This window comes from Pseudomonas sp. CAU 1711, assembly GCF_039888625.1.
Taxonomy (GTDB): Bacteria; Pseudomonadota; Gammaproteobacteria; order Pseudomonadales; family Pseudomonadaceae; genus Aquipseudomonas.
The window spans coordinates 173,609-186,691 of the sequence record NZ_JBDQQT010000006.1 but is presented as its reverse complement, the minus strand read 5'-3'; the positions used below and the strand labels follow the sequence as shown (position 1 = coordinate 186,691).

The 13,083-nt window shown below is 68.1% G+C and carries 14 protein-coding genes; 10 read left to right on the top strand and 4 right to left on the bottom strand.

Features of this window, described 5'->3' with window-relative positions:
- Nucleotides 1-76: 76 nt before the first annotated feature.
- Nucleotides 77-1,441: a DNA repair protein RadA gene (radA, locus tag AAFN46_RS08880; RefSeq protein WP_347808318.1), complete on the bottom strand. Its 1,365-nt coding sequence runs from the start codon at nucleotides 1,439-1,441 to the stop codon at nucleotides 77-79.
- Nucleotides 1,442-1,503: 62 nt separating this feature from the next.
- Here radA and AAFN46_RS08875 point away from each other — a divergent pair, with 62 nt between their 5' ends.
- From AAFN46_RS08875 to mscL, 3 genes are all read left to right on the top strand, one after another.
- Complete coding sequence (locus AAFN46_RS08875; protein WP_347808317.1) at nucleotides 1,504-1,995, top strand: GNAT family N-acetyltransferase; 492 nt, start codon at nucleotides 1,504-1,506, stop codon at nucleotides 1,993-1,995.
- 104 nt (nucleotides 1,996-2,099) lie between these two features.
- On the top strand, nucleotides 2,100-2,354 hold the full coding sequence (locus AAFN46_RS08870) for a YdcH family protein (protein ID WP_347808316.1): 255 nt from the start codon (nucleotides 2,100-2,102) through the stop codon (nucleotides 2,352-2,354).
- Between the two features lie 86 nt (nucleotides 2,355-2,440).
- Nucleotides 2,441-2,848: a large-conductance mechanosensitive channel protein MscL gene (mscL, locus tag AAFN46_RS08865; RefSeq protein ID WP_347808315.1), complete on the top strand. Its 408-nt coding sequence runs from the start codon at nucleotides 2,441-2,443 to the stop codon at nucleotides 2,846-2,848.
- A 30-nt stretch (nucleotides 2,849-2,878) separates the two neighbouring features.
- Here the strand turns inward: mscL and AAFN46_RS08860 are convergent, their stop codons facing one another.
- A complete protein-coding gene (locus tag AAFN46_RS08860; RefSeq protein WP_347808314.1) occupies nucleotides 2,879-3,655 on the bottom strand; it encodes a ferredoxin--NADP reductase in 777 nt (258 codons plus the stop codon).
- Nucleotides 3,656-3,833: 178 nt separating this feature from the next.
- Between AAFN46_RS08860 and AAFN46_RS08855 the strand changes: the two genes are divergently transcribed.
- The gene (locus tag AAFN46_RS08855) at nucleotides 3,834-4,925 is read left to right on the top strand and encodes an IS5 family transposase (protein ID WP_347808313.1); all 1,092 of its coding nucleotides are present in this window, start codon (nucleotides 3,834-3,836) and stop codon (nucleotides 4,923-4,925) included.
- 144 nt (nucleotides 4,926-5,069) lie between these two features.
- On the opposite strand, the gene AAFN46_RS08850 is transcribed toward AAFN46_RS08855, so the two are convergent.
- Nucleotides 5,070-6,062 (bottom strand): DctP family TRAP transporter solute-binding subunit, encoded by a 993-nt coding sequence (locus AAFN46_RS08850; protein ID WP_347808312.1) that lies wholly within the window; start codon nucleotides 6,060-6,062, stop codon nucleotides 5,070-5,072.
- Nucleotides 6,063-6,358: 296 nt separating this feature from the next.
- Here AAFN46_RS08850 and AAFN46_RS08845 point away from each other — a divergent pair, with 296 nt between their 5' ends.
- The 6 genes from AAFN46_RS08845 (at nucleotide 6,359) to AAFN46_RS08820 (ending at nucleotide 11,988) form a co-directional block, all read left to right on the top strand.
- The gene (locus tag AAFN46_RS08845; RefSeq protein WP_347808311.1) at nucleotides 6,359-7,483 is read left to right on the top strand and encodes a class I SAM-dependent methyltransferase; all 1,125 of its coding nucleotides are present in this window, start codon (nucleotides 6,359-6,361) and stop codon (nucleotides 7,481-7,483) included.
- A gap of 229 nt (nucleotides 7,484-7,712) precedes the next feature.
- Entirely contained in the window at nucleotides 7,713-9,143 is a 1,431-nt protein-coding gene (locus tag AAFN46_RS08840) for a cytochrome ubiquinol oxidase subunit I (protein WP_347808310.1), read from the top strand.
- Nucleotides 9,140-10,144 carry a cytochrome d ubiquinol oxidase subunit II gene (gene cydB, locus AAFN46_RS08835; protein ID WP_347808309.1) on the top strand — a complete coding sequence of 335 codons (1,005 nt, stop codon included), beginning with the start codon at nucleotides 9,140-9,142 and terminating at the stop codon, nucleotides 10,142-10,144. Before AAFN46_RS08840 ends, cydB begins: the two co-directional genes overlap by 4 nt.
- Nucleotides 10,144-10,266, top strand: a complete 123-nt coding sequence (locus AAFN46_RS08830) for a DUF2474 domain-containing protein (protein ID WP_347808308.1) — start codon at nucleotides 10,144-10,146, stop codon at nucleotides 10,264-10,266. The genes cydB and AAFN46_RS08830 overlap by 1 nt, the downstream gene beginning before the upstream one ends.
- Before the next feature lie 216 nt (nucleotides 10,267-10,482).
- Nucleotides 10,483-10,635 (top strand): alternative ribosome rescue factor ArfA, encoded by a 153-nt coding sequence (arfA, locus tag AAFN46_RS08825; RefSeq protein ID WP_347808307.1) that lies wholly within the window; start codon nucleotides 10,483-10,485, stop codon nucleotides 10,633-10,635.
- Between the two features lie 57 nt (nucleotides 10,636-10,692).
- Complete coding sequence (locus tag AAFN46_RS08820) at nucleotides 10,693-11,988, top strand: lytic murein transglycosylase (protein ID WP_347808306.1); 1,296 nt, start codon at nucleotides 10,693-10,695, stop codon at nucleotides 11,986-11,988.
- A 194-nt stretch (nucleotides 11,989-12,182) separates the two neighbouring features.
- On the opposite strand, the gene AAFN46_RS08815 is transcribed toward AAFN46_RS08820, so the two are convergent.
- A complete protein-coding gene (locus tag AAFN46_RS08815) occupies nucleotides 12,183-13,064 on the bottom strand; it encodes an AlkA N-terminal domain-containing protein (RefSeq protein WP_347808305.1) in 882 nt (293 codons plus the stop codon).
- Nucleotides 13,065-13,083: the final 19 nt, after the last annotated feature.

The window sequence follows — 13,083 nt, the reverse complement described above, 5'->3', positions numbered from 1 at the left end:
GCATAGCGATTGAAGCTTCGCGAGCAGAGCTCGCTCCTAGCTCAACAGAAGAAGGGCGCCATCTGGCGCCCTTCTTCTATTCGAACAGCGCATCCAGCGCCTGCTCCAGGCGCGTCACCGCGATGATCTGCAAACCGGCCGGGGCCTCCTTGGGTGCGTTGCCCCGGGGCACTATGGCGCGCTTGAAGCCGTGCTTGGCTGCCTCCCTGAGGCGTTCCTGGCCGCTCGGCACCGGGCGGATCTCGCCGGACAGGCCGATCTCGCCGAACACCAGCAGGTCGTGCGGCAGCGGCCGATTGCGCAAGCTGGAGATCACCGCGGCCATCAGCGCCAGGTCCGAGGCGGTCTCCAGCACTTTCACCCCACCGACCACATTGAGGAACACGTCCTGGTCATAGGTGGGGATGCCGCCGTGGCGGTGCAACACGGCCAGCAGCATGGCCAGGCGGTTCTGGTCCAGGCCCAGGGTCACCCGCTTGGGGTTGGCCATATGGCTGGTGTCGACCAGCGCCTGCACCTCCACCAGCATCGGCCGGGTGCCTTCCCAGGTGGCCATCACCACGCTGCCGGGCACCGCCTCCTGGGCGCGGGTGAGGAAGATCGCCGAGGGGTTGGTGACCTCCTTCAGGCCCTTGTCGGTCATGCCGAACACGCCCAGTTCGTTGACCGCGCCGAAGCGGTTCTTCACCGCGCGCAGCAGGCGCAGGCGGCCATCGGACTCGCCCTCGAAATACAGCACCGTATCGACCATGTGCTCCAGCACGCGCGGGCCGGCCAGGGCGCCCTCCTTGGTCACGTGGCCGACCAGGAAGATCGCCGTGCCGCTCTGCTTGGCGAAGCGCACCAGCAGCGCCGCGCTCTCGCGCACCTGGGCCACCCCGCCGGGGGCGGACTGCAGCTGCTCGGTGAAGATGGTCTGGATCGAGTCGATCACCATCACCTTGGGCTGCTCGCGGCGCGCCACCTCGATGATCGACTCGATGCAGGTCTCGGTCATCACCTTGAGCCGGTCCTGCGGCAGCTCCAGGCGCCGCGCGCGCATGGCCACCTGCTGCTGCGATTCCTCGCCGGTGACGTACAGCGCCGGCAGACGCTGGGCGATGTTGCACAGGGTCTGCAGCAGGATGGTCGACTTGCCGATGCCGGGGTCGCCGCCGATCAGCACCACCGAGCCGTCCACCAGGCCGCCGCCGAGCACCCGGTCCAGTTCGCCGGAGACGGTGGAGAAGCGCGGCACCTCCTCGACGCTGACTTCGGCCAGGGTCTTGATCTGCGCCTGCTGCCCGGCCCAGCCGCCGCGCCCGCTGGGCGTGGCGGAACCGGCCTCCAGCACGGTCTCGGTCAGGCTGTTCCAGGCCCCGCACTCGCCGCACTGCCCGGCCCACTTGGGAAAGGTCGCGCCGCACTCGGTGCAGCCATACATGCGCTTGGCCTTGGCCATGGCGGTCTCCCTCTGGCAAAAGCGCGATAATAGCGTCCGCCCCCACCACGAGTCGCCCCGCGATGCAGATCGAACTGATGCCCACCACCGCCGAGCAGCTGCCGCTGATCGCCAATCTCTACCAGTTCTATGCCTATGACTCTTCGGACTGGGAACAGGAAGACGTGGAGCCGGACGGCCGCTTCTACCTGCACCAGGCGCACCTGCAGCGCTACTGGCAGGAGCCGGGCTGGAGCGCCCGGCTGATCCTGGCGGACGGTTTCATCGCCGGCTTCCTGCTGGTCGAGCGCAGCGAGCTGGCGGACCTGGACGCCCTGGAGTTCGCCGACCTGTTCGTGCTGAAGAAATACCGCCGCCTGGGCATCGGCCGCGCCCTGGCCGAGCAGGTGCTGTGCGGCGGCGAGCGCTGGCTGGTGCGTTTCTACCGCCAGGACGCCCTGGCCACGGCCTTCTGGCGACGGGTGTTGGCCGACCTGCCGCGCCGGGTGGAGCAGATCGAGCCGGGCGACGATGCCGAGTTGCTCAGTTACCTGATCACCCCGGCCATGCACTAGCCGGCGCCCTGGGGCGCGGCGCGGCGACCGTCCGCCGCCTGGGCAGCCCCGCCGCCCGTCGCTGAGCTAGGCTGAATAGGCTAGCCATGCAGGGAGTCACCACCATGCCGCTCGAACACCATCCATTGACCCGTGAGTTCCCCGACCATCTGCCGCAGCTGCAGGCGCTGAACGCCAGCGACGCCCATTTCGCCCAACTGGCGCAGCATTACGAGAGCCTGGACAAACGCATCTACGAAGTGGAAGACGGCCGCCAGACCCTAGACGACCTGGCCCTGCAGGCCCTGAAGAACGAACGGGTACAGCTCAAGGACCAGATCGCCGAGCGCCTGCGCAAGGCCAATGGCGCCGCCTGCTGAGCCCACGCGAGCCCCGAACCCCGGAGGCGCCGCGGCACATCCCTGATTACACTGGTCGCACAACCAGAAACCTCAGGGAGTGAAACATGGGCATCCTCAGCGAGTTCAAGGCCTTCGCGGTCAAGGGCAACGTGGTCGACATGGCCGTGGGCATCATCATCGGCGCGGCCTTCGGCAAGATCGTCAGCTCCTTCGTCGGCGACGTGATCATGCCACCGGTGGGCCTGCTGGTCGGCGGGGTGGACTTCACCGACCTGGCCATCACCCTCAAGGCCGCCGAGGGCGACCTGCCGGCCGTGGTGCTGAGCTACGGCAAGTTCATCCAGACCGTGCTCGACTTCGTGATAGTCGCCTTCGCCATCTTCATGGGGGTCAAGGTGATCAACAGGCTCAAACGCGAGGAGGAGGCCGCCCCGGCGGCACCGCCCGCGCCGAGCAAGGAGCAGGAGCTGCTCGCGGAGATTCGCGACCTGCTGAAGAGCCAGCAGCAGTGAGAACGACGGCGCCCGAGGGCGCCGTTTTCGTCACCAGTAGTTTTCCACCGCCACCTGCCCCGGCCTGCGCGTCAGCGCCAGGTTGAGGCCCCGCGCCTTGAGCACCGCCCGGGTGTCCTCGATCATCTGCGGATTGCCGCACAGCATCAGGCGCGAGCGGGCCGGCTCCAGGGCCAGACCGGCGGCGCGCTCCAGCTCGCCGCTCTCGATCAGGCCGGTGACCCGCTCGCCCAGTGCGCCCGCCACCCGCTCGCGGGTCACCACCGGGATGTACTGCAGCTTGTGCCCCGCCCCCTCCAGCCACTCGCGCTGCGGCAACTCGGCGATCAGCTGCTGGTAGGCCAGCTCGCCGCGATCGCGGGCGCTGTAGACCAGGAGGATGCGTTCGAAGCGCTGCCACGCCTCCAGGTCCTGGAGGATCGACAGGAAGGGCGCCAGTCCGGTGCCGGTGCCGATCAGCCAGAGGTCACGGCCGTCGGCGAAGCGGTCGAGGGTGAGATAGCCGGTGGCCTGCTTCTCCACCAGCAGCTCGTCGCCGGGCCTGAGGCGGCTCAGTTCGGAGGTGAACTCGCCGCCGGGCACGACGATGGAGAAGAACTCGAGGAACTCGTCGTGCGGCGCCGAGACCATCGAATAGGCACGCCAGACCACGCTGCCGTCGGCCTTGCGCACGCCCAGGCGGGCGAACTGCCCGGCGCGGAAGCGAAAGCCGGCGTCGCGGCTGCAACGCAGACTGAACAGGCTGGGCGACCAGACCCGCACCTCGGTGAGGGTCTGGCGGGTGAACTTCTCTTCGCTGGCGGTCATGGCGTCCCCTCGCTCACTTCCGCACAGTCTGGCGCAAAGCGCAGTGGACAAACACCGCTAGTTAGCAAGGATAAGGCGCAGGGATTAGCAGCCTGTTGAAATTCGTCGACGCGCTGTCTGGCTTTGCGGCATGAGGTTTACGATATTCGCTCCAATCTGCCGGGAGCCCTCGTTTTCCATGCGTGGAGCCGATATCACACAGGAATCCCTGTTCACTGTCGCCAAGCTTGATGACTTCGTGCCGCTGAATCACCCTCTGCGCGCCATCCGCAAGCTGGCGGACACTGCTCTGCAGCGGATGAGCGCCCTGTTCGACACCTTGTATGCCGATACTGGTCGCGCGTCGATTGCCCCCGAGAAGTTGATGCGGGCGCAGTTGCTGCAGCTGTTCTATTCGCTGCGCAGCGAGCGGATGCTCATGGAACAACTGGGCTACAACCTGCTATTCCGCTGGTTCGTCGGCCTGGCCATCGACGACCCGGTGTGGGATCACTCGGTGTTCTCGAAGAACCGTGACCGCCTCAATGCCCAGGCCGTGGCCGCCGAGTTTCTGAGCGAAGTGGTGCGCCTGGCAGAGAAACAGGGGCTGATCTCGGATGAGCATTTCTCGGTCGATGGCACGCTGCTGCAGGCCTGGGCTTCGCAGAAGAGCTTCCGGCCCAAGGACGACTCTCCGGATGAACCGGGCCCCGGTCCGCGCAATGCCCAGCCAGACTTCAAGGGCCAGAAGCGCAGCAACGACACCCACGCCTCGACCAGCGATCCGGATGCCCGGCTGTACCGCAAGAGCCATAACACGGGCGCACAGCTGAGCTACATGGGGCATGTACTGATGGAACACCGCAGCGGCCTGGTGCGCGGTGCTCATGTGACGCTGGCCAGTGGCCGGGGCGAGCGCGAAGCCGCGCTGGCGATGCTGAGCAAACTGGGTGGCCGCCGCAGGCGCACCCTGGCCGCGGACAAGGCCTACGACACGGCAGACTTCGTCGCCGCTTGTCGCGCACTCGGCGTGACGCCCTATGTGGCGCAGAACACCAGTGGCCGGCGCAGCGCCATCGATGGGCGCACCACGCGACACGCCGGTTATGGCGTGAGCCTGAAGATACGCGCCTGGATCGAAACCCACTTCGGCTGGCTCAAGGCAGCGGCAGGCCTGCGTCAAGTGAAGCAGCGCGGCTTGGAGCGGGTCACCGCCTTGTTCCAGCTGGCCATGGCGGCAAGCAACCTGGTGCGCCTGCCGAAATTGCTGGCTGCAGGCACAGCGGCATGAGCGCGCTCACGGGGAAGGTGCGCCCGGAGCCTGCCAAATCGGGCTATTTCATCGGTCAGACGCCCTGAGCAAGGCTTATCCGACCGCGACGATTGCTATCACAACGCGGTACTCGCAGTCATCGCAGTGAATTTCAACAAGCTGTTAGCGCCGGTTGACCGTCTGCGCGGCGCGCAGCACGTCGGCGCCTATCTCCGCCTCGTACTGCTGCCACAGCGGCTGCATGGCCGCGCGCCAGGCCGCGCGCTCCTCCTTGCCGAGGGTCACCAGGCGCGCGTTGCCGGCGCCGAGCAGCTGCTCGCGGCCCTTGCGGTTGAGTTCCTCGGCATCGCGGTTCACCTGGGCGGTGACCTCCTCGACTATCGCCTCCAGTTCGCTGCGGGTGGCGTAGGGAATGCTCTGCCAGAACGACGAGCTGCTGATCAGCATGTAGTTCAGCGAGCCGTGGTTGGTCTCGGTGATGAACGGCTGGGCGCGGTCGAAGCCGCTCGCGGTCATGTTCGACCAGGCATTCTCGGTGCCCTGCACTATGCCGTCCTGCAGGGCCTTGAGCGACTCGCCGAAGGGAATCCGCTTGGCCTCGGCGCCGAGCGCGGCGAACTGCGCTTCCAGCACGCTGGAAGACTGGATGCGGAAGGCCAGGCCCTTGGCATCGCCCGGCGCGCGCAGCTCGCGGGTGGCCGAGAGCTGCTTCATGCCGTTGTTCCAGAAGGCCAGGCCATAGATGTTGTTGGCGGCCATGGAGCGCAGCAGCTCGCGGCTCTTGTCGCGGCGCTGGAAACGCTTGACCGCCGCCAGGTCGTCGAACAGGAACGGCAGGTCGAACACCTGCAGCTGCTTGGTGTAGGCCTCGAACTTGGATACCGAGGGCGCCAGCATCTGCACCTCGCCGCGCTGCAGGGCGGCCATCTCGTCGGCGTCGCCGAACAGCGTGGAGTTGGGGTAGACCTCGACCTTCACCGCACCGCCCAGGCGCTCGGCGACCAGGCGCTGGAACAACAGGGCGCCACGGCCCTTGGGGGTGTCCTCGGCCACCACATGGGAGAACTTGATCAGGATCGGCTCCTTGCCGTCGGCCAGGGCCGGAGCGGACAGCAACAGAGAGCAGGAGAGCAATAGTGCGAACAGGTACTTCATGGACTTCCTTGCGGCAATGCAATAGCTGCGCCCCGCGAAACGGGCGGGGCGAATGGCGATTGGGATTGTGTTCGGCCGCGGCGGCCGTGGGGTTCGGGCGGTGCCTACACGTCAGGTCGCGTGGCCATCCGATTTGTTGTTGGACATGCCGCCCATTGCGGAACTTCGGCGGCGGCAAGTGACTGCATATTCTCCGGATTGCACCCCAAGGTCACAAGCCGCCTGTTTCTCACTTCGAGACATTTCCCTATGCATCTAGGACAATGCGCCAGCTCCACTCAGCCGACCCCGCCGCCATGCCGACTCTCGCCACGCCCTTCGCCCAGCTCGACCTGATCCGCCAGCCGGAGATGGCCAACGAGCCGCTGCAGGCCTTCGATGCCGCCGACGAATACCTGCTGGCCCAGCTGCACGAGCAGGGCCTGCAGGCGCACAGCCGGGTGCTGCTGCTCAACGACGCCTTCGGCGCCCTGGCCTGCTCGCTGGCCGCGCATTGCCAGGTGACCAGCAGCGGCGACTCGCACCTGGGCTTTCTCGCCCTGCAGAAGAACCTCGCGCGCAACGGCCTGGCCGCCGACGCCGTGCGCTTCGTGCCGGCCAGCGCGACGGCCGAGGGCCCCTTCGACTGGGTACTGCTGCGCGTGCCCAAGACCCTGGCCCTGCTGGAGGAACAGCTGATCCGCCTGCACGGCCAGTTGGCCCCCGGCGCCCGGGTGGTGGCGGGCGCGATGATCAAGCACCTGCCGCGTAGCGCCGGCGATCTGTTGGAGAAGTACATCGGCCCGCTGCAGGCCTCGCTGGCGGTGAAGAAGGCGCGCCTGCTGACGGCCACCCCCGAGGCCAGGACGGCCCCGGTGTCGCCCTATCCGACCCGCTACCGCCTGGACAACCCGGCCATCGAGCTGCTCAACCACGCCAATGTGTTCTGCCGCGAGGGCCTGGATATCGGCACCCGCGCCTTCCTGCCGCACCTGCCCAGGTCGCTGGCGCCGCAGCGGGTGGCCGACCTCGGCTGCGGCAACGGCGTGCTGGCCATCGCCTTCGCCCTGGCCAACCCACAGGCCGAGCTGACCCTGGTCGACGAGTCCTATATGGCCGTGCAGTCGGCCGAGCAGAACTGGCGCGCGGCACTGGGCGAGCGCTCGGCGACCTTCCGCGCCGCCGACGGCCTGGCCGACCAGCCGCGCGACTCGCTCGACCTGGTGCTGTGCAACCCGCCCTTCCACCAGCAGCAGGTGGTCGGCGACTTCCTCGCCTGGCGCATGTTCCAGCAGGCCCGCGCGGCGCTGGTCACAGGCGGCGAGCTGTGGATAGTCGGCAACCGTCACCTCGGCTACCACGCCAAGCTGGGGCGTCTGTTCCGCGGCGTCGAGCAGGTGGCGGCCAACCCCAAGTTCGTGGTGCTCAGGGCCATCAAGTAGCCTGGGAGCCCCTCACCCCAGCCCTCTCCCGGAGGGAGAGGGAGTCGAGCAGTGCTAGTTCTGAGCAGCGAGCCCGTCGACAGCTCGGACTGCCCCCTCTCCCTCCGGGAGAGGGTTGGGGTGAGGGAAGCGCGGCTGCGACAATTCGCCCGATGCGACAATACGCCAGCTACGCCGCGTCCTAGGCTTGACGGAAGATTGATTCAGATCAATTTCCGGAGTGGCCATCATGTTCGGCCTGGATGCACTGGAGCTGGGGCGCCTGCAGTTCGCCTTCACCGTCTCCTTCCACATCATCTTCCCCGCCATCAGCATCGGCCTGGCCAGTTACCTGGCCGTGCTCGAAGGCCTGTGGCTGAAGACGGGGCGCGAGGTCTACTACGACCTGTTCCGTTTCTGGCTGCAGATCTTCGCCGTCACCTTCGGCATGGGCGTGGTCTCCGGGGTGGTGATGAGCTACCAGTTCGGCACCAACTGGGCCGGGCTGTCCACCGCCGCCGGCAGCATCATGGGGCCGCTGCTGACCTACGAGGTGCTCACCGCCTTCTTCCTCGAGGCCGGCTTCCTGGGGATCATGCTGTTCGGCCTGAACAAGGTCGGCCGCGGCCTGCACTTCTTCGCCACCCTGATGGTGGCCATCGGCACGCTGATCTCGACCTTCTGGATCCTCTCCTCGAACAGCTGGATGCACACCCCGCAGGGCTACAGCCTGGTCGACGGCGTGTTCCAGCCCGAGTCCTGGTGGGCCATCGTGTTCAACCCGTCCTTCCCCTACCGCCTGGCGCACATGGCGGTGGCGGCCTTCCTCAGCACCGCCTTCGTGGTCGGCGGCACCGCCGCCTGGCACCTGCTCAAGGGCAAGCGCGACGAGGCCACCCGCATGATGTTCTCCATGGCCCTGTGGATGGCGCTGCTGGTCGCCCCCATCCAAGCCTTTATCGGCGACGCCCACGGCCTCAACACCCTCAAGTACCAGCCGGCCAAGGTGGCCGCGATGGAGGGCCACTGGGACACCGAGAAAGGCGTGCCGCTGCTGCTGTTCGGCATCCCCGATATGCAGGAAGAGACCACCCACTACGCCATCGGCATCCCGCGCCTGGCCAGCCTGATCCTCACCCATGACCTCGACGGCGAGATCAAGGGCCTCAAGGACTGGGCGCCGCAGGACCGGCCCAACGTGCCGGTGGTGTTCTGGAGCTTCCGCGTGATGGTCGGCCTGGGCCTGGCGATGATCCTCTGCGGCGTGCTCGGCCTGTGGCTGCGCCGTGGCGGGCGGATCTACGAGGCCAGGGGCTTCCAGCGCCTGATGCTGGCGATGGGCCCGAGCGGGCTGATCGCCCTGCTGGCCGGCTGGGTGACCACCGAGGTCGGCCGCCAGCCCTGGGTGATCTACGGCCTGCTGCGCACCTCGGATGCGGTGTCCAACCACAGCGCCACCCAGATGGGAGTGTCGCTGAGCATCTTCGTGCTGGTGTACTTCCTGGTGTTCGGCGTCGGCATCACCTATCTGCTGCGCATGATGCGCAAGGGCCCGACCCTCGGCCTGCTGCATGCCCACACCGCGGAACAGGACGGTGGCCCCGGCCATGCGCGCACTCCGTCGCGGCCGCTGTCGGCCGCCGACGAGAGCGTCGAAGACGAACAGGAGAGCCGCCAATGAGCATCGATCTGCCGCTGATCTGGGCCGGGGTGATCGCCTTCGGCATCTTCATGTACGTGGTGATGGATGGCTTCGATCTGGGCATCGGCATCCTCTACCCCTTCTTCCGCGACAAGGACGAGCGCGACGCCATGATGAACACCGTGGCGCCGATCTGGGACGGCAACGAGACCTGGCTGGTGCTCGGCGGCGCCGGGCTGTTCGCCGCCTTCCCGCTGGCCTACTCGGTGGTGCTCACCGCGCTGTACCTGCCGCTGGTGATCATGCTGATCGCCCTGATCTTCCGCGGCGTGGCCTTCGAGTTCCGCTTCAAGGCCAAACGCACCCGCCACCTGTGGGACGCCGCCTTCATCTGGGGCTCACTGCTGGCGACCTTCGCCCAGGGCGTGGTGCTGGGCGCCTTCATCGAGGGCATCGAGGTGGAGAACCGCGCCTTCGCCGGCGGCCCCTTCGACTGGCTGGCGCCCTTCCCGCTGTTCTGCGGCGCCGGCCTGGTGGTCGGCTATGCCATGCTCGGCTGCGCCTGGCTGCTGATGAAGACCGAGGGCCAGCTGCGGCGCAAGATGTACAGGCTGATGCTGCCGCTGACCTGCCTGATGCTGGCCTTTATCGCCGCCGTCAGCCTGTGGACGCCCATCGCCCACCCGGCCATCGCCGAGCGCTGGTTCACCCTGCCCAACCTGTTCTACTTCATCCCGGTGCCGACCCTGGTGGCGGTGGCCGTGCTCGGCATAGTGCGGGCCGTGCACCTGAAGATCGACTGGCAGCCCTTCGTGCTGACCCTGGCGCTGATCGCCCTGTCCTACACCGGCCTGGCCATCAGCCTGTGGCCGAACATCATCCCGCCCTCGGTGAGCATCTGGGAGGCCTCGGCTCCCGCGAGCAGCCAGGCCTTCGCCCTGGTCGGCGTGGTGCTGATGGTGCCGATCATCCTGTTCTACACCGGCTACAGCTACTGGGTGTTCCGCGGCAAGGTCAAGGTCGGCGAGGGTTACCACTGATGAACGACGACAGGCCGCCGCTGGCCAGGCGCCTGGCCTGGTTCGTTGCCCTGTGGCTGGGCGGCGTACTGGCCGTGGGGCTGCTCGCCTATGCGATCAAGTGGGGCATGGGCCTGGCCTGAGAGCCTGCTTGCGACCTCTTGATCGTCGGCCATGCCGCGTTGGAATTGGGCTCGGGCTGCTCATTTACGGTGTGTAAACTCCGCGCCCTCGCCCAATTCCGCCTAGCCTGGCTCTAGCTCAAAAGGTCGCAAACAGGCCCTGACTGGACATCTTTTGCACGGCGGCGCATAGTCCGCGCCGCCCGCAGCGTCGCGGGCCATGCGAGGAATCCGCCGATGAGCAAGAAGCGCAACAAGCGGCCGAACAAGGCCAAGTCCATAATCGCCCAGCCACTGTTCCGTTGCCGCCAGGAACAGCCGAAGAAAGGCAAAGGCAGCTACCGCCGCGAAGCCTCCCACTGGGAGGCTTCTTGCTTTCTGGCGGCCTGAAACGCCCTGGTCATGCTATGGTCGCGCTCTGACTGGCACTACCGAGATTCCCCCGCAATGCCCCTTCGCCTCTCCCATCCGCGCTTGGCCGGGCTGATCGCCGGCACCGCCCTGCTGCTCGGCGCCTGCGCCGAGACCCCGACCCCGGAAGCCGAACAGATCTCCAGCAAGCCGGGCGCCACGGTGCAACGCATCGAGCCGAGCGCGGCTCAGGTCCAGGTCGCCGTGCCGCCGGCCCCGGCGGTGACCTTCGCCGAGTGGCGCACGCGCTTCCGCCTCAAGGCCCTGCGCGCCGGCATCGACGCCGGGCTGTTCGACCGGGCCCTGGCCGGTATCGAGCCGGACGCCAGCGTGGTGCGCGCCGATGGCGCCCAACCGGAATTCACCCGCCCGGTGTGGGAGTACCTGGACGGCGCCATGTCGCCGGTGCGCGTGCGCAAGGGCCAGGCCCTGCTCGCCGAACACGCCGCCAGCCTGCAGGCCATCGAGCGCCGCTACGGCGTGGAGCGCGAGACCCTGGTGGCGATCTGGGGCATGGAGAGCAGCTTCGGCCAGTTCCAGGGCGAGCACTCGGTGATCCGCTCGCTGGCCACCCTGGCCTTTGAGGGGCGCCGCCCGCAGTGGGCCGAAGAGCAGTTGCTGGCCGCCCTGCAGATACTGCAGAGCGGCGACATAGGCCCGAACGGCCTGCGCGGCTCCTGGGCCGGCGCCATGGGCCAGACCCAGTTCATCCCCACCACCTACCTGAGCCATGCGGTGGACTTCGACGGCGACGGCCGCCGCGACATCTGGAACTCCAGCGCCGACGCCCTGGCCTCGGCCGCCCACTACCTGCAGGCCTCCGGCTGGCATCACGGCAAGCCCTGGGGCTTCCAGGTCGCCCTGCCGGACGGCTTCGACTATGCCCTGGCCGACAGCGAGATCCGCAAGACCTATGCGCAGTGGCACGCGCTCGGCGTGAAGGGCACGCCCGCCGGCCTGGCGCCGAACGACACCGGCTACCTGCTGCTGCCGGCCGGTCATCGCGGCCCGGCGTTCCTGGTGTTCGGCAACTTCGCCGCCATCCTCAAGTACAACAACTCCTCCTCCTATGCCCTGGCCGTGGGCCTGCTCGGCCAGCGCTTCGGCGGCGGCGGACAGATCGGCGGCAGCTGGCCGAAGGACGAGCGCCCGCTCGGCCGCAGCGAACGCATCGCCCTGCAGCAAGGTCTGGCGGCCAAGGGCTACGACCCGGGCCCGGCCGACGGCATCATCGGCGCCAACACCCGCCGCGCCGTGCGCGCCTTCCAGCAGAGCCTGGGCCTGCCGGCCGACGGCTATCCGACTCCGGCGCTGCTGCAGCGCCTGCGCTGAGCAAAGGCTGCTGCGCGTCGGCCGGGCGTTGTTGGAGAGAGGCCTCGGGTGCTCATTTACCACTCGTAAACTCCGCGCCCTCTGCCTCTCTACTCGCTGGCGCTCGCCCTTCGGGCCAGCCTATGGCTGTTACTCCCTCTGGTCGTTTCTCGCCTAGCCCGGCTCTAGCTCGCTAGCCTTTGCACCGCTAAAGCTTACGGCATGGCCCAGAGATGGGCCGCCACCAGCGCGCGCCAGGGGCTGAAGGGCTGCAGCCAGTCGCGCACGAAGGGCTGGCCGAGCTTCTCTGCGGAACCCAGCAGGCGCTGCAACTGGCGACGCACCGCGGCGTCGCCGTGCAGCGAGCCGTCCATGCGGGCGAAGCCGCGCAGCAGGGCATAGTCCACCGTCCAGGGGCCGATACCCTTGAGCGCCAGCAGGCGCTGGCCGATGGCCTCGGCCGGCTCGTCCGCCAGCCATTGGTCCAGCGGCAGACGCCCCGCCAGCACTTCACGCGCCAGCATCAGCAGGGTCTGGCTCTTGGCCCGCGAGAAGCCGGCCCGGCCCAGGGCATCCTCGTCCAGCGCCGCCACCGCCGCCGCGTCCGGGTAGCACAGCAGGCCGCCGGAGTGCGCCCGCCCGGCCAGCCGGATCAGCTTGCGGCGCAGGGAGATGGCCACCGCCAGGCTGATCTGCTGGCCGCTGATGGCCCAGCTCAGCGCTTCGAACGGGCTGCTCGACTGCGGCACGCGCAGGCCGGGATGGGCGGCGATCAGGCGGCCGAGCAGCGGGTGGCCGGCATGCGCCGCCGCGAACGCGGCCACCGGCTGGGTCAGCCCCAGCATGCGCTCGGCCAGCGCCCGCAGCGCCTGCGGCTCCTCGGCCACCCGGCCATCGATCGCCAGGGCCACCCGCGCCCGGCCAGGCGCGAAACGCATGCTCAGGCAGGCCGGCAGGCCCTGCCAGAGCAGCCCCTTGTCCAGCCCGTCCGCCGTCACCCGCTCGGCCAGGGCCTGGGCATCGCGGCCATGGAAGGCGAGCAGGTCGGCCGGGCGGAAGTCCGCCGGCAGCTCCAGAACAACCTCGATACGGCTCACTGCAAAGTCTCTCGATGGG